Consider the following 23305-nt stretch of genomic DNA (forward strand, 5'->3'; position numbering starts at 1 on the left):
CGATATTAATAAATTCCTTTTCTAATCTTCCACAGTTTAAGCAGTAGATAGCCAAATAGTGCACCACCGACATGAGCCAGGTGAGCCACAGAATCCCCTGGTCTAGACAAACTCATATAAATTTCGATGAGAATGAATCCACCGATCATATACTTTGCTTTGACTGGTACAGGAATAAACAAAAATTGAAGCGGTATGTTTGGAAAAAGGTAGGCAAATGCTAATAGAACACCATAAATGGCTCCTGAGGCCCCCAACATCGGAATGAGGTAGGTTAGTGCTTCATTATTTCCGGTATTGGCCATGGGAATAAGTTGGTTTCCGCTTATGCCGTGAAGTGGAGCGAAAGAACCTGTCGCATTATAGAGTTGTATACCATTTACAGCTGTATAAAGAAACCAGGCACCGATTCCCGAAACCAGGTAGAAATTTAAAAAACGTTTTGAACCAAGGACCTGCTCAATCATAGGACCGAACATGACCAGGGAAAACATATTGAAGAAGATATGGCTAATATTGTTCTTGTCGTGCATAAACATATGCGTGATCACCTGCCAAATTTTAAAATAAGGGGAGTCCGGATAATAGACCGCAAGATAATCATATGCTACAGGTACAAGTTGTGATCCAATATAAAATATGATATTGATGATCAATAAATTCTTGATAACAGGTGTCAGTTGTGGAAACATATATTTTATCTTCTAATTTTTGCCAAATTTTTCCGCTAATTCTTGCAATGTAAATGTTACAATCACAGGGTTGCCATAGATGGAGATATTGGGTGAGTGACAGGCAAATAGTCTGTCCACAAGCTCTGCCATTGCTGTATTGTCCAACGCGGTACCAGGTTTAATGGCCGCATTACGGGCAAGGCTTTTTGCAAGATTTTCGCGCTTAGCGAGCTTATACTCAGATTGATTGTTTTTGTAATCCTCCAATATTTTCTCAATCATCTTTATTTCGTCGAATCCTGTCCCTAAGTCTGCAGGAATTCCGTCAATAATATAGGAATTTTTTCCAAATTCACGAATTTGAAAGCCTAAGCCATTGATGTCCTCCAAAAGGTCTTTCATTAATTCATTATCTGCAGCATTTAGGTCCAAAGTCTGTGGAAACAAACTTTGCTGACTCAGCCCTTTATGTTGGTCCAGTTGCGCAAGAAATTGCTCAAAGAGAATACGTTCATGTGCAGCCTGTTGATCAATTAGAATAAATCCAGAGTGAATCTGAGAGACAATATATTTATTATGGAGCTGAAAAAAGAGCTTTGAGGATGACTTGTCTTCGACCTGAATGACCTGTGAGCTATCCGTATGCAATTCCGGCTCCGCATGCAATGGCAGCTGAACAGATTCCTCCTCTTCGACGATTTGGTACAGGGAATCCCAATTGCTAGGTATGCCACCTGTTTTCTTGTTAAGTCCTTCAGCGTAGCTTTCTGAACGGGTGTAGCTCGAATTGGATTTCGATTTGTCTGTATCAAATGGATTGAAGTCTGGATTAAAAGTTACCGTTGGAACGATAATTTCATCCAATGCCTTTTTTGTAATAAGATTGGTGAAGCTTGTTTCCTGTTCAAAATCCAAAGATGGCATGATATTGTACCGTCCCAACGATCTTTTTACGGCTGAACGGATAATGGCGTAAATAGCCTTATCGTCTTCATACTTAATTTCGGTCTTGGTAGGGTGTACGTTGATATCGATGCGTGCAGGATCTATGTCGATAAATAAGACATAGAAAGGGAATGTTTCGGCCTGTAAAATATCTTCATAAGCATTCATGACTGCATGGTGCAGGTATGGATCACGTACAAAGCGTTTGTTGACAAAGAAAAACTGTTCACCACGTGTTTTTTTTGCAAATTCAGGTTTCCCAACAAAACCTTCTACCTTGATGATGGACGTATCTTCTTCCACCGGGACAAGTCGCTGATTGTAATTGTTGCCAAAAATATGGACAATACGTTGTTTCAGCGTCTCAGCCGGCAAATGGTAGATCTCATTTCCGTCGCTATGTAAGGTTAGGAAAATCTGTGGATTTGATAAAGCAATACGTTGAAATTCATCAATGATATGACGCATTTCTACCGAGTTGCTCTTTAGGAAGTTTCTCCGTGCAGGAATATTGTAAAAAAGATTTTTAACTAAAATATTTGTCCCGGCAGCAACAGCTTCCGGGTATTGGTTGACAACTTTTGATCCCTCTATCTCAACAACTGTACCCAGTTCATCTTCAATGCGGCGTGTTTTGAGCTCTACCTGTGCAATCGCAGCAATGGATGCCATTGCTTCACCACGGAAACCCATCGTACGGATAGCGAATAAGTCTTCAGCCTTACGAATTTTCGATGTTGCGTGACGTTCAAAACAAAGACGAGCATCAGTTACGCTCATGCCACAGCCATTGTCAATGACCTGGATCAATGACTTGCCTGCATCTTTAACAATAAGTTTTATTTTGTCAGCTCCAGCATCAATAGCATTCTCAATCAATTCTTTAATGGCAGACGCTGGTCGCTGCACCACTTCTCCCGCCGCAATCTGATTAGCAACATTATCTGGAAGTAATTGAATAATATCCGACATATAATACAAAGTTAAGAAATATCCATGTTTGCAGCGTATAAACACTGACGAAAATCAATCGGACATTCCACATGTTCTTTAAAAACAAAAGCGTGTAATGCGTTCATTTATACAAATGAAAATGGATGGCATTGATAAATAGTTGCGCCCTATTCCTCGGCCGTCAAAGTCAGTGTGCGATATCTATTGCCCCATGTAAGACAAAGCTCAAGGAGTTGGAAAACATTCCTGCGCAATAACCGAGCCATCCCGAGCAAACAGCAGTCACGAAATATAATACTTCGCGGCTGCCGTTTCAAAGGCATTACATTTCCAATTTTAAGAAACGTGCTGTTTCGCTTTTATTATTTTTAATTAAGTTTTCAGGTGTTCCTTCAAATAGAACCTGCCCGCCGTCTTTGCCACCTTCGGGACCGATATCAATGACCCAATCGGCCGATTTAACGACATCAAGGTTATGCTCAATAATCAAAATGGTATTCCCGCGCTCGACCAGACGATTGATAACGCCCATAAGGACATTGACATCTTCAAAGTGAAGACCTGTTGTCGGTTCATCAAGGATATAGAATGTATTTCCAGTGTCTTTTTTAGAAAGTTCAGTAGCCAATTTTACCCGTTGTGCCTCACCTCCGGATAAGGTTGTCGAGGACTGTCCTAAGGTGATATAACCCAAACCTACATCCTGCAGTGTTTTGATCTTTCGGTAAATACTCGGTACATTTTCGAAGAAATCCACAGCATCGTTGATGCTCATATCAAGTACATCGGAAATGGATTTTCCTTTGTAGCGTACCTCTAAAGTTTCTCGGTTGTAGCGTTTTCCGTGACATGTTTCACAAGGAACCTGTACATCGGGAAGGAAATTCATTTCGATGACTTTCAGCCCGGCTCCCTGACAGGTTTCACAACGACCACCTTTGACGTTAAAGGAAAATCTTCCTGGTTTATAGCCTCTGATCTTAGCTTCTGGAAGTTGAACAAACAAGGTTCTGATATCCGAAAATACACCGGTATAGGTCGAAGGGTTGGACCGTGGTGTACGGCCGATAGGACTTTGGTCGATCTCGATGACTTTGTCAATATGTTCTAACCCTTCAATTTTTTTGAAAGGAAGTGGAATTGCTTTGGCTCTGAAAAAATGTTTATTCAAAATCGGGTATAAAGTACCTGTGATTAGGCTTGATTTACCCGAACCTGAAACACCCGATACAACAATGAGTTTTCCTAATGGAAAAGAGACAGACAGATTTTTTAAGTTATGTCCGGTTGCTCCATGTAATGACAATGTTTTTCCATTGCCCTCACGGCGTTTCTCGGGAATCTTAACCTCTTTTGTCCCGTTGAGGTAAGCTGCTGTTAAAGAGTTCGATTTTAGGATTTCTGTTGGTGTACCTTCGGCAACCACAGTCCCACCATGAACGCCTGCAGCAGGTCCCATGTCGATAACATGGTCGGCATGTAGGATCATGTCTTTGTCATGTTCCACAACAAGGACCGAATTGCCAATATCGCGTAGGTTTTTAAGCGCATTGATCAAACGTTCGTTATCCCGCTGATGGAGCCCAATACTCGGTTCATCCAGAATATAAAGTACATTCACCAGTTGGGAACCAATCTGTGTGGCCAAACGGATCCGCTGTGCTTCACCACCCGAAAGTGTTTTAGCTGTACGGTCCAAGGTCAAGTAATTTAGGCCGACATCCAGCAGGAAGCCTAAACGTGCGCGGATTTCCTTTAATATCTCCGTTGCAATAATGAGCTGGCGTTCATCAAGTTTGCTTTCTACCTGATCAAACCATTCTTTGATGGATGTAATGTCCATCGTTGAGAGCTCATGGATGTTTTTATCCGCAATTTTAAAATGTAAAGATTCTTTTTTCAGACGAGCTCCCGCACAGGTTGGACAGGTCACTTTCGTTCTGAAGTCATCTAAAGAAGGTGCCTCATCCGATGATTTTCCCGAAAACTCTTCCAGCATCTTAAAGATTCCTTCAAATTCAACACGATATTCACGTGTGCCATAACTTCCATAAGATACCGTGACAACGATAGGCTCTTCCTTATTGCCAAATAAAAGCTGGTCAATCTGTTCTTCAGTTAGTTTTTCAAGCGGTGTTGTAATGGTAAAATCTAATTTTTTTGCGACAGCTTTCAATACTTCCGAAGTCCAATTTTCCCGGGTAGGTCCCAAAGGGGCCAAACCACCTTTTTGAATACTTAGTTTTTTATCCGGGATAACGGCATTCTTATCAATTTCAAAAATATAGCCCAAACCATCACATGTCGGACACGCACCGTATGGGGAATTGAATGAGAAGGTATTTGGCTGTGGCTCATCATAAGAGATCCCCGATTCGGCATCCATGAGATAACGGCTATAGAATTGCTCCTGATTATCTTTCGTGGAGACCTTGATGATACCTTTCGCTGTTTTCATCGCCTGCATCACGGAAGTTTGTAAGCGCTTTTTATCTTCACGCTCTACTTTCAGACGATCTACGACGATTTCAATATCGTGTATTTTGTAGCGGTCGACCTGCATTTTTGGAACAAGGTCCAATATTTCTCCATCCACACGTACCTTCACATAACCTTGCTTACGGATTTGTTCAAACAACTCCCGGTAGTGGCCTTTACGCCCTTTAACCACTGGTGCCAGGATGTTCAGTGCCTGTCCTTCAAACTCAGTCAAAATCCGTTCGATAACCTGATCGTCCGACATACGCTCCATTTTCTTCCCAGTCACATAGGAGAAAGCTTCTCCTGCTCGGGCAAATAGTAGACGCATAAAGTCATACACCTCAGTAATGGTTCCAACAGTGGACCTCGGGTTTTTGCTGGTGGTTTTCTGTTCAATGGAGATCACTGGACTTAAGCCCGATATCTTGTCCACATCCGGACGTTCCATGCCTCCCAAAAACTGACGGCTGTAGGCACTGAATGTCTCCATATACCGACGTTGTCCTTCGGCATAAATGGTGTCAAAAGCCAAGGAAGACTTTCCGCTGCCACTTAAACCTGTGATAACAACCAATTCATTTCTCGGAAAAGAAACATCTATATTTTTTAGATTATGCGCACGCGCTCCAAATACCTGAACTTCACTTTGTTCGCCCAAATCTGGGCTTCTTTTTACTGCCATGAAAACTCCTTAAGGTCCCGTGTGAGGGATTAAATGCAAAACATGCAAAATTACAGATTTTAAAGGAATTATGCGAGCATTTCTGACTTTTGGAACAAAATGTGATATACAAGTGATTTAAAAAAATAATGTACCTTGCACAGTAAATCTAAATTTATGCGAAAATACGACGTCAGCAAACAAGAGAAACAATCGATCGACGATATTGTCCAATTTTGGAAGAAAGAGAACTTATTAGATGAGCAAAAAGCGAACGAGCTGATGGATAGTTTAGACGTGAAAAGTTTTGATTGGGGACAACTGGCTAGATATGCCTTTTGGATTGCCTTGGCATCTCTGGTCTTCGCTGTCTTTTCGTTGTTTACAGATGCATCATTCTTGGCCTTTGTGGATACACTCTACGAAGCACCTAATATCCTATTTTGCTTCTTTTTCGCTGCCGTGGCTGTATTATTCTATACGCTGGGTTTTCGGTATAAGAAACGCTATCCTTATAAAAATCTATCCACGGAAACCATGATGCTGATTGGAGTTTTCGGAACTGCGGCCTGTATCGGGTTTATGGGTAAAGTATTGGACAAAGATACGATGCACTATTCGCTGTTATTTTTACTCTCCGTGGCGATTTATGGCTTTCTTGCCGTCAAGCTCGAGAGTAAGCTGATTTGGACGTTTATGCTTTTGGCCTTGGGCGTATGGTTTGCGACCGAGACCGCCTACCATAGCAATTGGGGCTTTAAGTTTTGGGGAATGAATTACCCACTTCGTTTTACCATCTTCGGAGCGCTGCTCACCGCTTTGGCCGTTTGGGTTCAACCGCGGTTCGAACGCCTGCAAATCTTTCAGCCTATCAGTTATATTGTAGGGTTGATCTACCTGATGGTCTCCTTGTGGACCCTTTCTATTTTTGGAAATTATGCTGATTTCTATGAATGGACGACTGTACGTCAATACCATATGTTCTACTGGGGTATTTTATCCACTGCCGTGTCGGTATTCCTGGTTGTCTACGGCTTAAAAGCGAAAGATAACGTCAGCAGAGAAGTAGGCTTTGTATTTTTAGTGCTCAATATCTATACCCGCTATGTCGAGTATCTCTGGGATAATATCAATAGAGCAGTGTTCTTTTTAATTTTGGCCGTGTCCTTTTGGTTTGTCGGCCGTTGGGCAGAGAAATTATGGAACAAACGGAAGGAAGAGATTGCTGGATAACTCTTAAAATTGAATCGTAAATCCGACACCTCTATTCGAACTGATGCTCAGATTAGGATCCAGGCTTAAATATTTGCGGATCCGGGTAATAAAGACATCCATGCTCCTTCCTGTGAAGAAATCTGCATTTCCCCATACTTTTTCAAGGATTTCTTCACGCGTGACAAGCTGATCATTGTGTTGCCATAGAAAGAGGAGAAGTTGGGCTTCACGTTCAGTGAGCTTATATTGTTTCGAAGCATGGCTTAATAATAATTGTTCAGGATGGAATAGATAGCTCCCGATGGCGATCGATTTTGGAGTACTATTTTTCTGATTCCGCTTTAATATATTTTGTATGCGAAGCAATAGTTCCTCGGGATCACAAGGTTTAGTGACATAATCATCGGCACCGATTTTTAGTCCCGTGAGCTTATCTATTTTTTGCTCTTTGGCTGTTAAAAAGATAAAGGGTAAAGTAGGGTATAGTGCATTGATTTCTTTGGCGAGGCTAAAACCACTGATTTGAGGAAGCATAACATCCAGTATAACCAGATCGTAATCGGCTAGCTGCTGGAAATTTTCCGTAAGATCATTGGGCTGTGCTATCCAGTCTATGGCAAATGTGGATAGCTCAAGGTATTGCTTAAGCATAAAACCAAAATCGGGATCGTCTTCAACGAGTAATATTTTATTCATTTTTGTTTTCAGTAGTTGAGTTAATATAAATACTTTAGTCTATGGCCGTCTATTGTCTTTTCACAGCTTATCCTTGTTTTTGGTCATATTTCCGATGATGGGACAAGCGCATGCGGTAGCTGGATTTTAAACGTAGTCCCGACATTGGGTTCGCTGGTTACAGTAAGCTGTCCGTGATAACGATCGACGATTTTTTTTACAAGGAAAAGACCTATTCCCAGGCCTTTGGTGTCGTGAATATTGTCTTTTTGGATGCGGTAAAACTTGTCGAAAATATAGGGTAGCTCGGACTCCTCCATGCCGTAACCGTTATCCTGTATATAAACCGAGAGTTTGCCTTTCTGATCCTCAAAAGAGATATTAATCCAAGTTGCACCATATTTTACGGCATTGTTCATCAGGTTCTGAAATAGTGTTGTCGCATCATTTGGGCTCAGGCATAGTTTGCCGTCAGGCAAGAGACTTAATTGGAATGCAATAGCGCAGTTGGTCAGTTGAAAATCGTCGAAAATAGCTTGTAGTTCTGTGCTTTTAACAGGAGGCTGATCAATAGTTTGAAGATTTTCGTTAAGTGGATCAAGGGTTTGTTCCAAGCGATTTACTTGTCGTTCAATGACGGTTATAATGCTTTCGCCTGTTGATTTCCGAAGTGTTTTAGCAGCAATTTTCAGGGTTGCAATAGGTGTTTTGAGTTCATGTGAAATATTGTCGACGACATCGTGCAGTACGGTGATCTGTTTCTGCTGTTTTCGGAGATTCTGAATGGTTCTATAAAAAAGCCAAAGAAAAGCGGCTAGAATAAATAAGGTGCTCAATAGGAGCGAAGTAAGTTCTTTGAACAATATCCAGTTGAGATTCGTCACCTCAAAGGATGTCTTCCTATGTACAAGAAAGGTATATAAGACCTCTTTGCTCTGGATGCTGTTTTCGATTTTCTGTGTTTCTGTTTTTTCTGTTATCCACTCGCTTGAGGAAAGTTCAACGGGCCGCCGAAAAGCTCCAGACGTTGTGTAGATGGTAATGGGACCCGCTGCGATCTGTTTTTCTAAGCTCTTGAAATAGATGCCCAAAATTTCTTTTTTCAGAATGACATCCATTCCAAGTGGCTGAAATAGACTGTCGACATATTGCGTTAGCCTCTGGGATGTTTTATGGGCGTTTGCATGGTATAACTCCTTTAATTTTTCGGCCGTTATCTCATGTTTAACCAATTTGATGTAGTAATCTCTAGCAATGTCTTTGCTCATTAAATCATCATCAAAAAGCTTGTCATTGTCATGAAGCTTACTTAGCTTACTTTTTACAGTGGCAAAAATATCACGCTGTTTGAGCTGATAGGTATTGTACAATTGATACCCCTGTATGCCAATAAGTACGGCAAAAAATAACGTGAATAGGACGATATAACTTTTGGGTTTCAATTCCATACACAAATATAACTGCTGAGGGCTAAGATAATGTACCTTAACCCAGTATTAACCTTTTATTAACCATTATTTGCCGTCACTATAGACACTTTTGAAGCATAGCATATCAGTATGAAATGGCCGCGATTGTCAAATAGAATAATGCGGATAAGCTATACTAGAATTAAAAGACTAATTATTTGTACATGAAATTGATCCTATTTTTTCTGGCTTTCCCCTTGTTGCTTTCGGCACAGACCAAACAAATCGGGGGGCAAGTACAGGATGCAAACAAAATTGTGCTGGCGGGAGCGACCGTTATGCTATTGGATAGCAACTATCAGGAGATCCGGGAAGTAAAGACGGACCATTTTGGAAAATTTATACTTATGCTGGATCATCCTAGTGGCTACTATCTACGAACAACCTATCTAAACTTCAAATCTCAGGAACTTTTTTTTCACAGCGATACCATTTCACGCCCTTTCTTGCTTGAACTTCTTCCCGAAGCAAAGGTACTCGAAGAAGCACAAGTCGTCGGTCGCGCTCCTAGATTGATCCGCAAGTTGGACCGCTTGGAATTTAACGTTCAGAATTCAAATCTTTCAGCGCTCAACAGCTGGGACATTTTGAAGCGTACGCCATTGGTGATGGTGAATGGTGCGGATTTAATGGTCCGTGGAAACAAAAATATTGTTGTCCTCATTAATGACCGAAAAGTGATGCTCACGGGGGACGAACTGAAAACCTATCTGGAGAATACAGCAGGTAGCGACGTGCAATCGATAGAGGTTATTACCAATCCACCTGCAAAATATGAAGCTGAGGGAAGTACGATTATCAATATTAAACTTTCCAAATCCAACCTATATGGCTATAGAGGCACGGTGGTTGCATTGGCCGAAAAAAGCAGTACCTGGAAGCAACTGTTTGGACTAACCCAGTATTATAAAAATGAAAAATTCAATCTTCGAGGTACGTATAATTTCGGACGAGGGACTTACGCACGCTATGAAACGAATTATGTTTATTATCCAAATGAGCAAACCTCATGGGAAGGTGTCATGGATCGATTTGATACCAATAACAGTCAGAACAGCTATGTGTTTTCGATAGACTATACACCCGATACAACCTGGACGGTTAATGCTGGACTAAATGGATATTATGGACCGAAAACCTATGGGATTTATGAAGTGCCAACCGTTATATACGATAAAAATCATGTACAGGAGTCCAGTTATTTTACCACCAATGATCATCAACGATCGACAAAAACGAATAACCTCTACCTTCAGGTAACAAAGAAGCTTAATTCCAGGTGGAGCATAAATTGGTCATCCTACTTCACTGACAATCATTCGACAAATGATCAAGACGTGCTGACGGCACTGCGATTTAAGGGGGAGGAACCCACATATACCCGATTTATCAGTAATAATGGAAATAAAAATCGGCTTTTTTCTTCCCAGATAGATTTCACCGGAAAAATAAAGAAGCTGGGGCTGGAGTTTGGTGGAAAATTTAGCGATGTGAAAACGACGAGTACCCTTGCTTTCTTTGATGATGAATCAGGAGAGCTCGAGCAAAGGCCTGATAAGAGTAGTGTGTTTGATTACAAAGAACGTAATGTGGCTTTGTATGGCTCATTGGACTATGCCTGGAAAAAATGGAGCTGGAAAGCAGGTCTAAGGGGAGAATATACCGATTTGGAAGGTATTGTATCCGAACCAGCTGATATCAATAAGCGTGATTATTTTGTGCTCTTTCCGACATTTTACATGCAATATGCCTTGACTGACGATCAGCAGTTTGGTTTTTCCTATGGAAAGCGTATTAGTCGCCCAGCATACTCCTGGCTTAATCCGGCTAAGTCCTACTATAATCGCTTTTCCTATTTTCAGGGAGATCCACGTTTAAGGGCGACGATCGTTCATAACCTGAATCTGACCTGGACAAAAAACAACTGGAATATCGATTTATTCTACCGATTTGAGAAGTGGCCGAATATGGAAATTTCCCGCCAAGATAACAACAATCACCAACTTATTTTCCAATATACCAATATCAAGAAAGGACAAGGGGCAGGGATAGACTTAGGAAAGAGTTTTCAGCTGACCGGGCGCTGGGGATTGAATCTGCAGCTAGAGGGGATGTATAACCAGAATTACTTTATGGGTACTGATGACGTATTGCACAAGAATGATGTGTATATCGGCAACGGAAACGTAAGCACCAACTATGTGCTGAATAAGGATGCCGGTTGGAACCTTGAACTGGTTAATACATTTACATCACCCACGATACAGGGGCCATTTCATATTACAGGGTATTCAAGTACCTATGTGATGACAAATCGAAAATTCTTTAAAAAGAAATTTGAAGTGAATCTCTCATTTATGGACATTTTCAAAACAGAAAAAATGACGATATCATCCAAATATGGTGACCAAAACAACTTTTATAAAGATTACCGCGATACTAGAAAGGTGAATCTAACGCTGCGGTATCATTTTGGAAACCAGAAAGTCAAGAGCAGCAATCAGCCCACAAGAACAGAAGAGCAGAACCGCTTGTAATTCGGTTAATTTTGGCAAAGTCAAATCCTGCTGCAGATTCTATTTCCTTGGTTATATTCTCCATACGCCTGTAAAAGAGAATAAATACCGCATGGATCAAAAACAATAATCCTCCACATGCGATGTGGAGGATTATCAGATGCAAGGAAAGTATTTCTTAGTTTATTTTCAGTGAATACGTGATATTAATACCGCCAGCGGCAAGCATATCGTGTACTGAACAATATTTTTTAACAGCTAATTCAGCTGCTTTGGCTGCTTTTACTTCATCAATTTCACCTTTTAGGAAAAAATTAATGTGAATATCTGTAAATACTTGAGGAATTTCTTCGCGGCGTTTACCTTCCACTTCAACCTGGATATCGTCAATTTGCTGGCGTTGTTTTACCAGTATGCTATGGAGGTCAAAGACGCTGCAAGAACCCAGTGCCATTAAAACCAATTCCATTGGACGAACACCTTTTCCTTCACCGCCGATAGCTTCTGAACCATCGATGTTGACTTTCACGGGGGATAATTCACTGCTGGCTTCGAAATGCACAGCTTGGTTGACACGGTTTAATTTGATTTTCATCTTATTCTATTTTATTCTTTTTTGCTCGTTTAGGCTGTGGAACGTGAAACGAGTTTTTTTCTGTTCAATCTATACTAAACAAACTTAGATAAATTACCTTTTATATGCAATATAATTGCGTAGTATATAAAAGTAATTTATCGATCTCTCCTCTGCCTTTTGAGGAACTTATTTATAGAGGAAATATACAAAAAAGGCAGACGATTATTTGTCTGCCTTTTGTCAGTATGTTGATCACTGTTTATTTTGTGACGGTATCGGGCAGTTTGACACCGCGATATTTCGCTACATCAACTTGTGGAATCTTTGAGCCATATTTAGAATTGATGGCATTGATAAAGATGTTGGCCATTAGGGCGTTTCCAATTGGGGTTAAGTGAATACCATCTAAAGAGAATGCATTTCCGGTAATGTATTTTGCACTCACCGCTAGTCCGTTGATACGAACACCTCCTTTTACATTATTCAAGAATTCATGCACATCAGCTAAAGCTAGACCTTTTGAATTTGCAGCAGCTTTGATGGCTGCATTATACTCGTTGATGCGTTGTACGACCGTTGCTGTTTCGCTTACATCAAGCACGTATTTGTCTTCCACGGGGTTCAGTGGGTGTAAGCCGTACGGAATTTGTGCCGCATTTGGTTTCCCCAATAATCCTGTTGAAGAGAAAGGGAGCACAAAATAATCTCGATCAGTAGCTGCACGAGGACCTGACTTTGTTGCAATGTAGATATTTGTTACCGGTGTCGGCGGATTTGTTGCATTCACAGCTGCCAATAAAGCAGCACGGGTTACCGTCGTAAAATAAGGTGTTGCTGTTACATCTGGAATTGTGGCCAGTACGCCTTTTTGACCTCCTGCTGTTAATGTCGTTACATAGTTGCCCAATAAAGACGTGAAGAGCGCAGTAGAAGTCAATGTTGATGTTGGTCCATCTTCTACACCACCGTTAGTCGCCCAGCCTAAAGCATCGTTATTGCCTAAAGCAAAACTAAAGAAGGTATGGTTTTGCGTCGTTGAATAGGCAAAATATGTTTTCATCGCATCTGCGTCAGGTAGTAAGCGTTCGAAATACATGTTTCCAGCTTGGGATCCCACGCCAGCAGCAAAGGCCATATCCATACGCATGCCCGGTACGCCAAGGTTGTTAATCGGGTCGGTATATTTTGTCAATAATTTTGGTGAAGCAGAACGGTAGGCCAATTTATCCGTTACCTGTGCCGTTACTGGCTGGCCATTGACGAGCGCTGTAAGTGTAATATAACCAGAACCATTGGCTTGATCTTCACTGAAAAACGGCGATTTGAATTCACTACCACCGACTTGCTTTAGCTGTTCAGCAATTAAATTTGGATAGGCTACCTTTTGGCCCTCCAAGTAGAGTCCGCCATCGGCATAACCTGCTGTCAATGAATTTCCGATGGCAACATATTTTGAAAAATTAAGCGATCCAGCCGAAGGCGTATATTCGTCCAAGGTAGGTTTACATGAGGCGATCGCTAAAAGTGCTAACGCCGCAGCTATATAAAGTTTGTTTTTTTTCATCTTAGTCAAATTTGGCTGTTAATTACCATTTATAGCTTACACCAATACCGGGAGCAAAAATATTTGTCGCATAAGTACCCGAAAGATGACTCTCCACATTGGTTGATTGGCGAGCCACGATGCGCTGGTATGCAAAGGAACCTGTGACGTCAAATTTTGGTGATGGTTTTATTGTAAAACCTCCTGATATCAAATACCTGGTGTTATCTGGTGTCTCCGGATAAACATAAGCACTCTGCTGTACTGGAGTTGCGATCACACCGCCACCTATACGTAATTGCAAGCGGTCGGAAGCAATATATTCCAATCCTGCTTTGACGGATCCTGCTTTATCGTATTTTTTTGGAGAATGCGTATCTTGCAATACCGGCGTATTTTCTTTGTAATCGAAATCTAGCGCCTTATAGATGTCATAATTGATGATTGTTGCATCAAGAGCCATCTTCAATTTCTCCGAAATAGGGAAGGCAACGCCCGCGGCAAATGTGGATGGTAGCGGTAATTCAGCACTGAATTTGTTGCCCGCAGGGAAGTTGCTTGCTACCGATTCAGGCACGTCAAAATTTGCATCTCCATTTTTAAGTTTGGTGACGACTTTAGAGCGGTAACTTACCGATATAGCGAAGTCGTCTTCTAAGTTATAATGAATACCCACGTTATACCCCGTTCCAGTTCCGGTTCCTTTTAGGGTTGCCAGTCCGGCGTGACCGTCCGGATAGAATACCGGAACAGAATTTTCGAGGTCTACGGTACCAACGTTGTATACAAAACCACCCCCAACACTAAAATTTTCAGTCAGTTTGAAACTCAATGTGGGCTGAATATAGATTGCACGTAGCGAAAGGCTGACCAAACTGAATTTACCTACCCAATCTTTCCCCCAATCGACGGCTCCACCGTAAGGTGTGTATACTCCAATACCGGCTTTCCACCAGGAGTTTTTAGGGCCGAATGCAGCAAATAATGAAAAAGGAGTTGAAATCTGATTTCTAGTATGATAAACAACTGTACTGCCGACCTCTTGAAAGCCAGATTTGTACATCACGGCATTACCGGCAACTGAAATAGCGTTATGGTCCATTTTTGCTAAAGCACCCGGACTATAAAAAATGGAAGACTCATCTAAAAAGTAAGCAGAACCTGCTCCCCCCATTCCCACAGCTTTGGGACTTTGTAGATTCACTTGAGATCCTTGTGCAAACAGGAGTGACGGACTTGCACAAAGTATTGAAAATAGCAGTTTCTTCATACTAGTGTTTATTTTTGGTTAACATTCCTCTTTCAAATACAATGCTAACATAATAAATGTTTGACTAAAATTAATAAATGTTGTGTAATATTTTTTTTGCTCGTACCTTTAAGTGCAAGGATACTAAAAATTAAACGATCATATTATATGGCTACAATCACTTTTAAAGGCAATCCAGTAAACACGAAAGGCAGTTTACCACAGGTTGGCGAGCAAGCTCCTGATTTTAAATTAACTGCAGGCGATCTTTCCGATAAGTCTCTTACAGACTTCAAAGGAAAAAAAATTGTATTAAATATTTTTCCTAGTGTAGATACCGGAACTTGTGCTGCTTCCGTACGTGCATTTAATAAAGAGGCTTCTCAGTTGGATAACACTGTGGTGTTATGTATATCGAAAGATTTGCCTTTTGCACAAGGCCGCTTTTGTGCTGCAGAGGGGCTAAATAACGTAGTGACATTATCAGAGTATAAAGATTCAAACTTTTCAGATGCTTATCAATTGGCTATCGCTGATGGACCTTTGGCAGGTTTATTGAGCCGTGTTGTCATCACATTGGATGAAAATGGAAAAGTATTGTACGAAGAGCAAGTCGCAGAAATTGCTGATGAGCCAAATTATGCTGCAGCGATCGCATCGTTGAATTAAGTAGGATGAGAGTGAATAAAAAAAGCCTTTGCTTATGCAAAGGCTTTTTTAGTTAATGTATATTCGCTAACTATTACAAAGCGAACGTTTATTTCGTTTTCTCTAAAGCCTGCAAGATATCGTTGATGATATCTTGTTGATCTTCCAGACCCACAGACAGGCGGATACTGCCCGGTTTGATGCCCAGATTCAAACGTTCTTCTTCCGACAATTTTGAGTGTGTCGTTGAAGCTGGATGCGTTGCGATTGATCTTGAATCTCCTAAATTAGAGGTATATAAAATCATTTCCAAATGATCTACAAAGGCTTTTGCTCGCTCAAAACCACCTTTGACAACAAAGGTTACAATACCGCCACCAGCTTTCATTTGTTTCTTGGCCAGCTCATATTGTGGATGGCTTGGTAAAAATGGATATTTTACATCCTCAATTTCCGCATGATTTTCCAATGCCTCGGCCAAAGCCAATGCGTTAGAACAATGGCGATCCATACGGATGCCCAACGTGTCTAAACTTTTTGATATGATCCAGGCATTGAAAGGCGATAATGCGGGGCCTGTATGACGGATAAAGAACATCAATTTATCGATAAGCTCTTGTTTTCCGACAACAATACCGCCCAAAACACGACCCTGTCCATCCATATATTTGGTCGCCGAATGGATAACCAGGTCAAATCCATATTGAATCGGTTTCTGAAGATAAGGTGTGGCAAAGCAGTTGTCGATCGACAGAATGATATGAGGATATTTCTCCTTGAATTTACCCAACCATTCCAAATCAACCAATTCCAGACCTGGGTTGGATGGCGATTCTAAAAAGATGATTTTCGTATTCGGCTGAATTGCTTTTTCCCATTCTTCGGGATTAGCGGCGTCTACGTAAGTTGTTGTAACGCCCCAACGTGGGAATAGTTCCGTAAATAACTGATGTGTAGAACCGAATATTGCACGTGAAGAGACAATATGGTCTCCACTTTCGATAATTCCTGCAAAGGAGGCAAATACTGCTGCCATACCTGACGCAAAAGACAATCCTGCTTCTGCACCTTCAAGAATACAGACTTTGTTGATGAACTCAGAGGTATTTGGATTGGCATAGCGGGAGTAAATCATTGCATCCTCTTCGCCAGCAAAGACCGCCCGACCTTGTTCAGCGCTGTCGAAGATAAAACTTGATGTAAGGTATAAAGGAGTCGAATGTTCGCGAAGTGCTGAACGATCGACCTGTTCACGTATGATTTTAGATTGATCTTTTTTCATGATGTGTAAAGGTACGAGATGAAATTTTTATATTTGTATAATTAGCAATGAAATAACCCATTTTATGAAAAAAATATGGCTTTTGCCTTGTACTATATTCCTAGTGCTTTGCTTTTCCTGTTCAAAGGATGAGGAAGGAACTTTTGACAAAGACCAATGCAAATTCCGATCTTGTATCTAGAGTCATCTACCGCTGAATTATTTATGTCTAACGTGAACGAAATGAAATTGAGTTATCGTGGGAAACAATTGGATCGCATTATAGGAGGATTTTTAGAGATACCTACCACGAACGGATTTGCCCCCTTTTTTACGGATAAGGTGTACTGGGACGTTCGTGTAAACGGAAATCGGATGATACTTGAAAAAAAGAGTTTTAATAAGGAACTTATATTTTCAGACAGACAGAAGTTATTATTTGAGGGCGGGAAAATTGTCGAACTTATCAATACATAGGTGATTTGCTAAAAGGGGAGTACAGCTACGTCGACGAGCAACTCAGGTCCTAAAAAACGTTCTATTTTAATTCAGCGAAGAACCTAGATAGCCTCGTTGTAAGTTATCCTAATTCAGCTTTTAAAACTGTTCAGATATTTAGTGACTATGATGCCAAGCCTAATGAGATCAAAGGAGTTATGGTGCTGGAAGAGTTTCTCCCCCGAGCCTTGTCGACAAACAATTATTTAAGAAAAAATACAGTTTCGATTTCTGAAACTGGCGAGCGGGTTCAAACTGGCCGGGCCACATGTGCTGAACAATTGTTCTACTAGTGCCAAGTATTATTACAGCATTCATGTTTTGCATATTTTAATCAATCGATTGATTAAAACAAAGAATACGATTTGACCTAGGGATAAATTCTGTTGGAGCTGAGCATCGATCGGTTTTGTACGCAAATGTTACATACAGCATTTTGCAAAACTTCTTATCTTAGGGCTTTACAACCTAATTTTCTAGCACATAAATATAGACTATGTTGACAATCTTGTTATCCTCCATTTTACTTTCCAGCGGGCCTGTAGCCAAATCAGATACTTTAAAAGCTTACGGGGCTCTGCCAACCGAGCGTCAATTAAAGTGGCAAGAGATGGAAACGTATTGTTTGATTCATTATACGCCGACAACTTTCCAAAATAAGGAGTGGGGTTATGGGGATGCACAGCCCTCATTGTTTAATCCTTCGGCTTTTGATGCAAATCAAATTGCTAAGGCAGCGGCAGCGGGTGGTTTCAGGGGCTTAATTAGTGTGGCAAAACACCATGATGGATTCTGTTTGTGGCCAACCAAGACAACATCCTATAGTATCGCTTCTTCGCCATGGGAAAATGGAAAAGGTGATATGGTCAAAGATTTTATGCAAGCGACCCATCGAAATGGGATGAAATTTGGTGTATATCTTTCTGCTTGGGATCGTCACGATGAACGTTACGGTACTCCGGCCTATGCTGAAGCCTACAGACAGCAGCTGACTGAGTTGATGAGCAATTATGGCCCTTTGTTTACATCCTGGCATGATGGAGCAAATGGTGGTGATGGCTTTTATGGTGGCCATGAAGGAAAGCGTATCATCGATCGAACAACTTACTATGAGTGGCATGAAAAAACCTGGCCAATTGTACGAAAATTACAGCCTGAAGCGGTTATTTTCTCAGATATCGGTCCCGATATGCGTTGGGTGGGTAATGAAAAAGGATTTGCTGCTGAAACTTCATGGGCAACATTTACGCCGATTGGCTTAAACGGAAAAGTCGCTGTACCCGGAGCGACAGAATCACATAATGCCGAAACAGGTGACCGTAATGGTAAATATTGGATACCTGCTGAATGTGACGTGCCACAACGTCCGGGATGGTTTTATCATGAAGAACAAGATAGCCGTGTAAAAACACCAAATCAGCTTTTTGAGATCTATTTAAAATCCGTTGGAAGAGGAGCATGCATGAATCTTGGCTTAGCACCGATGCCTTCTGGTACATTACATGAGAATGATGTGAAGTCGCTGCAGGCTTTTGGGAAAAAAGTGAAGGAAACTTTCCGTACCAATTTAGCCAAAGGAGCGACCATCACGGCATCCAATGTCCGTAACGGTGATTCCAAATCCTATGGTACTTCATTTATTACCGATAACGACCGCTATAGCTATTGGGCAACAGACGATTCCAAAACATCGGCAACATTGGAAATAAAATTAAAATCCCCAGCGAAGTTCGACCTTATTCAGTTGAGAGAAAACATTAAGTTGGGACAACGTATCGATAGTGTTTCGATTGAACGTTGGGAAAATAACAGCTGGAAGCCTTTGGCCAAAGCAACAAGTATCGGTGCAAACCGCCTCATCAAACTCGAGCAACCTCAAACTGCAAGTCGACTACGTCTTCATGTCTATGCTCCTGTAGCGATTACGCTTAGTGATTTTGGACTGTTCAAGGAGTATAACGAATCCTTTGCATTTAATACCAAAGAGGTGAAAAAGCTGACTGGATTTAAGATTTCGACAGGTAGATCCAATAATAATGCTTATATATCTGACGGAAAACCAGGTACTTTTGCGACTGTTGCCGATCAAGGTGTAATCGTTGTCGCTACAGACAAACCTGTTTCTGGTATCGGCTTCCTTCCTCGTCAGGATGGAAAGAACATAGGGACACCAACACATTATAAAATATCAACCAGTACCGACGGAAAAACATGGACCCTTGTTAAAGAGGGCGAGTTTTCCAATATTAAGGCAAATCCAATTTTGCAACAGGTGTTTTTTGATACAAACAGTGCAACCAAGTTTATCAAATTTGAACCAAAACAATTTATCGACGGCAATGAATTGGCCATAGCGGAATTTGAATTGTATGGCAAATAAATTCTTAATGTTTATCGTGGTATGTATATGTCATACCACGTTGCTTTTTGCCCAACAAAATCCACTCGTACTTTGGTATAATAAGCCCGCGAAGGTTTGGGAAGAAACTCTGCCATTGGGAAATGGACTCATCGGCATGATGCCAGATGGAAATCCTAGTCAGGAAAAGATCGTGCTCAACGAGATCAGTATGTGGTCGGGCAGTCCAGAAGATCCCAATAATTATGAAGCCTACAAAAATGTTGAAGCCATTCAGGCACTGCTTAAAGCTGGTAAAAATGATGAAGCCGAAAAACTGGTCAATGAAACTTTTGTGACCAAAGGCAAGGGATCTGGTTTTGGTAATGGTGCAAAGGTTCCCTATGGCTGTTATCAGTTATTCGGTGACCTTTTGCTGGATTATAAATTGCCCGCGGGAACGATCGAAGAGTACAAGCGTTCCTTGGACTTAGCGACTGCCTCGGCACAAACTTCATTCAAGATAAACGGACAACAGTTCCAACGTCGTTATTATACTTCTTTTGACAATAATGTAGGTATTATCCAATTGAACCAACATAACGATGAGGTACAGCAGTTAGGCATATCATTCCAGCGGCAGGAAAATATTGACCGTTACACCTTGTTGGACGATGGGATTCTGATCGAGGGATTTTTGCCTGATGGAAAAGGAGGTAAAAATCTGAAATTCGTTGGATTAATTCAGGTTAAAGGTAAAAATCTGCAGATCAGCAAAAAGGATAAAACCTTAGAGGTGTCTGCAAAAGGCGGTCTCACGGTCTATTTCTCAGCAAGTACTTCCTATTATGGGAAGGATCCTTTACCTGTTGTCAAAGCGGCTGTTGCAGCCGCAAAAACTGCTGACGAACAGAAAATATATAAAAACCATCTTGCTGCCTATCAAGAAATCTTTAATCGGGTAAATCTTAATTTGTTTGGAAATAAGGCGAATAACGCTATCCCTACCAATGAACGGATTGCCAATTTCTATAAAAATCCAGTTCAGGACCCTGATCTGGCCACAATTTATTATCAGTATGGAAGGTATTTGAATATTTCAAGTGCTGCTCCTAAAAATACAAATTCTCTGCCGCCAAATCTGCAGGGACTATGGGCTAATCAGATCAATACACCTTGGAATGGTGACTATCATCTCAATATCAATGCACAGATGAATCATTGGGGCGTGGAGGTCAATAACCTGAGCGAATATCATAAGCCTTTTATTGAAATGATAAAGCGGATTGCAAAAACTGGCGAGCAGACAGCAAAGGCTTACTATAACGCACCGGGTTGGGTGGTCTATATGATGACGAATATCTGGGGGTATTCCGCTCCGGGTGAGCAGGCTTCCTGGGGAGCGAGTACGGCATCAGGCTGGTTATGTAACCATCTCTGGGAACATTATCTGTTTACCGGGGATAAAAATTACCTCAAAGAGATTTATCCGATACTCAAAGGAGCGGCAGAGTTCTACGATCATACATTGGTTCAGGACCCTAAAACAGGATGGTGGGTCACTTCACCGTCGGTGTCGCCGGAAAATGCTTTCCGAATGGCCAATGGAAAAGTTGCTGCGGTTGTGATGGGACCTACCATTGATAACCAGATCGTACGGGAGTTATACCAGGCGGTGATCAAAGCTGATTCTATCCTTACGACGAACGATAGTTTTGCCGGCGCCTTGAAAGCGAAGCTGAAGGATGTCCCTCCGCCTGTAGTTGTTAGCCCATCGGGGCGCGTAATGGAATGGCTCGAGGACTATCAGGAAGTTAAACCTAAACATCGACATGTATCACATTTATATGGTCTGTATCCCGCGGCATTTATCTCGCCACAGACGACACCTGAATGGGCTGACGCAGCACGTAAGACTTTAGCTGTACGTGGTGATGAAGGAACCGGCTGGTCTAGAGCATGGAAAATATTATTTTGGGCGAGATTACAGGATGGTGATCATGCACTCGAAATTCTAAGGCAGTTGCTTAAGCCCGCTTTTACCAATGAAACAACCTATCAGGGAGTCGGGGCAGGTACCTACCCTAATTTGTTCTGTGCGCATCCGCCTTTTCAGATAGACGGAAACTTCGGCGGCGCAGCCGGGATTGCCGAGATGTTGATACAGAGCCACAATGGTTATATCCATCTATTACCTGCGCTACCTAAAGCCTGGTCAAAGGGTGAAGTTAAGGGACTTAAAACCCGTGGAAACTATACCGTAGACATCAAGTGGGAAAATGGAAAGGTTTCCGCCTTGCAGATTAAAGGTAAAAAAGGAAAGCTTCGTCTATTTGAAAACGGAAACTATAAAGATTATGAAGTTCGTTAACTATTTTTGCTTGATTTCTGTGCTGGCCTTGGGGGCAACAGCCTGTACACAAAAGTCCGAATCGGCGAAGACAGCCGCCTTATTGAATAGCTTTAGCTATAAGATAACCGGAAAAACCACTGCCGGGGACGGGACTCAGGTGAGCCTCGTCGATCACGACAATAAACTGCAGCAATTTGTAAAAACACAGGTTGCTAATGGGCAATTTGTTTTGGAAGGCGAACTAGCCATGGCCGGATTCTATGATATTCAGATAAAGGGTATGGAGGCCTATACATTATTTGTCGAAGACGGGAGTGACTATGATCTGAGTGAAAACCAGGGAAAGTTTACCTTGACAACCTCTTCGCAGAATGCCAAGGATTTCATACAGTTCAATGCGAACTATAAACAGCGTGAAGAGGAGGAAAAAAATAAAACGGCAAATAAAAGCCAACGGGTAAGGCAGTTGGAGAGTCAGTTGCCTTCGATGGCTGCAAGAAATGATGGTTCCTATGAGAAAACAGTCGATGAAATACAGCGCTTAAGTGGTAATGCCGCATTTAATCCACGCACACTATACGCCGATTTTATTCTCGATAGTACCCACCGTTCATCCTTAGTATTGCCTTATTTTTTTAAATACATCTCCTTGGATCAGACGAATTATAAAAAATTCGATGCCGCATTGCTGAGTTTTAATACGGATTTGCAGAAGCATCCTTATGTTAAATTTGCCCGCGAAAAGGTCGATAGGGTGAAAGACTTCTATGAAAATATGCCTGTATTTCCTGCTATTAGCCCGATGAATGTAGAACGGGATAGTTTGAATTTAAAGGATATTCCAAAGGCTAAAATGCTGATTGCCGCGTTTTGGAGAACTTCCAATACCAATAGCAAGGCCGATATGGAGATGTTACGGAAAAAAGAATCTCAATTGAACGCTATGGGGGTAAGGGTTATCTATTTTTCGCTGGATAAGGATCTGGATAAATGGATCAAATCAAGTAAGGAGCTGGCCCTAGGAAAACAGAGTTACTTTTTGAATTATAATGACCAGGCAACGATGGAAAATGATTTTGGTATAGATCGTACGCCAAGTTATCTATGGATAAATCCGCAGACCTTCCAAATTTTATCCTTGAGTGGTGAGGATCCAGCAATGCCACAGTTTTTAGGGAAGGTAAAGGAATTTCTTGCTAAAAATTAACGATTATTGTCTTAAAAAAGCTTACTTTTGAATTAACTGTT

The 23305-nt window shown here is 41.4% G+C and carries 16 protein-coding genes; 7 read left to right on the top strand and 9 right to left on the bottom strand.

The window, feature by feature from the left end:
* Positions 1 to 5: 5 nt before the first annotated feature.
* The 3 genes from B4Z90_RS18070 to uvrA all read right to left on the bottom strand — a co-directional run bounded on the left by B4Z90_RS18070 (position 6) and on the right by uvrA (position 5736).
* Positions 6 to 692 carry a rhomboid family intramembrane serine protease gene (locus B4Z90_RS18070; RefSeq protein ID WP_286802887.1) on the bottom strand — a complete coding sequence of 229 codons (687 nt, stop codon included), beginning with the start codon at positions 690 to 692 and terminating at the stop codon, positions 6 to 8.
* Between the two features lie 12 nt (positions 693 to 704).
* A complete protein-coding gene (mutL, locus tag B4Z90_RS18075) occupies positions 705 to 2591 on the bottom strand; it encodes a DNA mismatch repair endonuclease MutL (protein ID WP_088163149.1) in 1887 nt (628 codons plus the stop codon).
* Positions 2592 to 2895: 304 nt separating this feature from the next.
* Positions 2896 to 5736 (bottom strand): excinuclease ABC subunit UvrA, encoded by a 2841-nt coding sequence (uvrA, locus tag B4Z90_RS18080; RefSeq protein ID WP_070570252.1) that lies wholly within the window; start codon positions 5734 to 5736, stop codon positions 2896 to 2898.
* Positions 5737 to 5892: 156 nt separating this feature from the next.
* Between uvrA and B4Z90_RS18085 the strand changes: the two genes are divergently transcribed.
* Positions 5893 to 6948 (top strand): DUF2157 domain-containing protein, encoded by a 1056-nt coding sequence (locus tag B4Z90_RS18085; protein WP_115046472.1) that lies wholly within the window; start codon positions 5893 to 5895, stop codon positions 6946 to 6948.
* Positions 6949 to 6951: 3 nt separating this feature from the next.
* On the opposite strand, the gene B4Z90_RS18090 is transcribed toward B4Z90_RS18085, so the two are convergent.
* The gene (locus B4Z90_RS18090; RefSeq protein WP_070570249.1) at positions 6952 to 7626 is read right to left on the bottom strand and encodes a response regulator transcription factor; all 675 of its coding nucleotides are present in this window, start codon (positions 7624 to 7626) and stop codon (positions 6952 to 6954) included.
* 83 nt (positions 7627 to 7709) lie between these two features.
* Positions 7710 to 9053: a sensor histidine kinase gene (locus B4Z90_RS18095; RefSeq protein WP_115046474.1), complete on the bottom strand. Its 1344-nt coding sequence runs from the start codon at positions 9051 to 9053 to the stop codon at positions 7710 to 7712.
* Between the two features lie 185 nt (positions 9054 to 9238).
* On the opposite strand from B4Z90_RS18095, the gene B4Z90_RS18100 reads away from it, so the two are divergent.
* Entirely contained in the window at positions 9239 to 11611 is a 2373-nt protein-coding gene (locus B4Z90_RS18100; RefSeq protein WP_070570245.1) for an outer membrane beta-barrel family protein, read from the top strand.
* Between the two features lie 157 nt (positions 11612 to 11768).
* Here the strand turns inward: B4Z90_RS18100 and B4Z90_RS18105 are convergent, their stop codons facing one another.
* From B4Z90_RS18105 to B4Z90_RS18115, 3 genes are all read right to left on the bottom strand, one after another.
* Complete coding sequence (locus tag B4Z90_RS18105) at positions 11769 to 12185, bottom strand: OsmC family protein (protein WP_070570243.1); 417 nt, start codon at positions 12183 to 12185, stop codon at positions 11769 to 11771.
* A 241-nt stretch (positions 12186 to 12426) separates the two neighbouring features.
* Positions 12427 to 13731 carry an SGNH/GDSL hydrolase family protein gene (locus B4Z90_RS18110; protein WP_286802888.1) on the bottom strand — a complete coding sequence of 435 codons (1305 nt, stop codon included), beginning with the start codon at positions 13729 to 13731 and terminating at the stop codon, positions 12427 to 12429.
* Positions 13732 to 13753: 22 nt separating this feature from the next.
* Positions 13754 to 14980 carry an OmpP1/FadL family transporter gene (locus tag B4Z90_RS18115; protein WP_286777469.1) on the bottom strand — a complete coding sequence of 409 codons (1227 nt, stop codon included), beginning with the start codon at positions 14978 to 14980 and terminating at the stop codon, positions 13754 to 13756.
* 147 nt (positions 14981 to 15127) lie between these two features.
* Here B4Z90_RS18115 and tpx point away from each other — a divergent pair, with 147 nt between their 5' ends.
* Positions 15128 to 15628, top strand: a complete 501-nt coding sequence (gene tpx / locus B4Z90_RS18120; RefSeq protein ID WP_070570237.1) for a thiol peroxidase — start codon at positions 15128 to 15130, stop codon at positions 15626 to 15628.
* A gap of 88 nt (positions 15629 to 15716) precedes the next feature.
* On the opposite strand, the gene B4Z90_RS18125 is transcribed toward tpx, so the two are convergent.
* On the bottom strand, positions 15717 to 16889 hold the full coding sequence (locus B4Z90_RS18125; RefSeq protein WP_286802890.1) for a trans-sulfuration enzyme family protein: 1173 nt from the start codon (positions 16887 to 16889) through the stop codon (positions 15717 to 15719).
* A 156-nt stretch (positions 16890 to 17045) separates the two neighbouring features.
* On the opposite strand from B4Z90_RS18125, the gene B4Z90_RS18130 reads away from it, so the two are divergent.
* The 4 genes from B4Z90_RS18130 (at position 17046) to B4Z90_RS18145 (ending at position 23264) form a co-directional block, all read left to right on the top strand.
* Positions 17046 to 17345, top strand: coding sequence for a hypothetical protein (locus B4Z90_RS18130; RefSeq protein ID WP_145327499.1), 300 nt, complete (start codon positions 17046 to 17048; stop codon positions 17343 to 17345).
* 517 nt (positions 17346 to 17862) lie between these two features.
* On the top strand, positions 17863 to 19746 hold the full coding sequence (locus tag B4Z90_RS18135; protein WP_201640054.1) for an alpha-L-fucosidase: 1884 nt from the start codon (positions 17863 to 17865) through the stop codon (positions 19744 to 19746).
* Positions 19736 to 22075, top strand: coding sequence for a glycoside hydrolase family 95 protein (locus tag B4Z90_RS18140; RefSeq protein WP_286802893.1), 2340 nt, complete (start codon positions 19736 to 19738; stop codon positions 22073 to 22075). The genes B4Z90_RS18135 and B4Z90_RS18140 overlap by 11 nt, the downstream gene beginning before the upstream one ends.
* Positions 22062 to 23264 (top strand): DUF4369 domain-containing protein, encoded by a 1203-nt coding sequence (locus B4Z90_RS18145; protein ID WP_286802894.1) that lies wholly within the window; start codon positions 22062 to 22064, stop codon positions 23262 to 23264. Before B4Z90_RS18140 ends, B4Z90_RS18145 begins: the two co-directional genes overlap by 14 nt.
* The last annotated feature ends 41 nt before the right edge of the window (positions 23265 to 23305 follow it).

This window comes from Sphingobacterium sp. UBA5639 (genome assembly GCF_002421245.1).
Lineage (GTDB): Bacteria > Bacteroidota > Bacteroidia > Sphingobacteriales > Sphingobacteriaceae > Sphingobacterium > Sphingobacterium multivorum.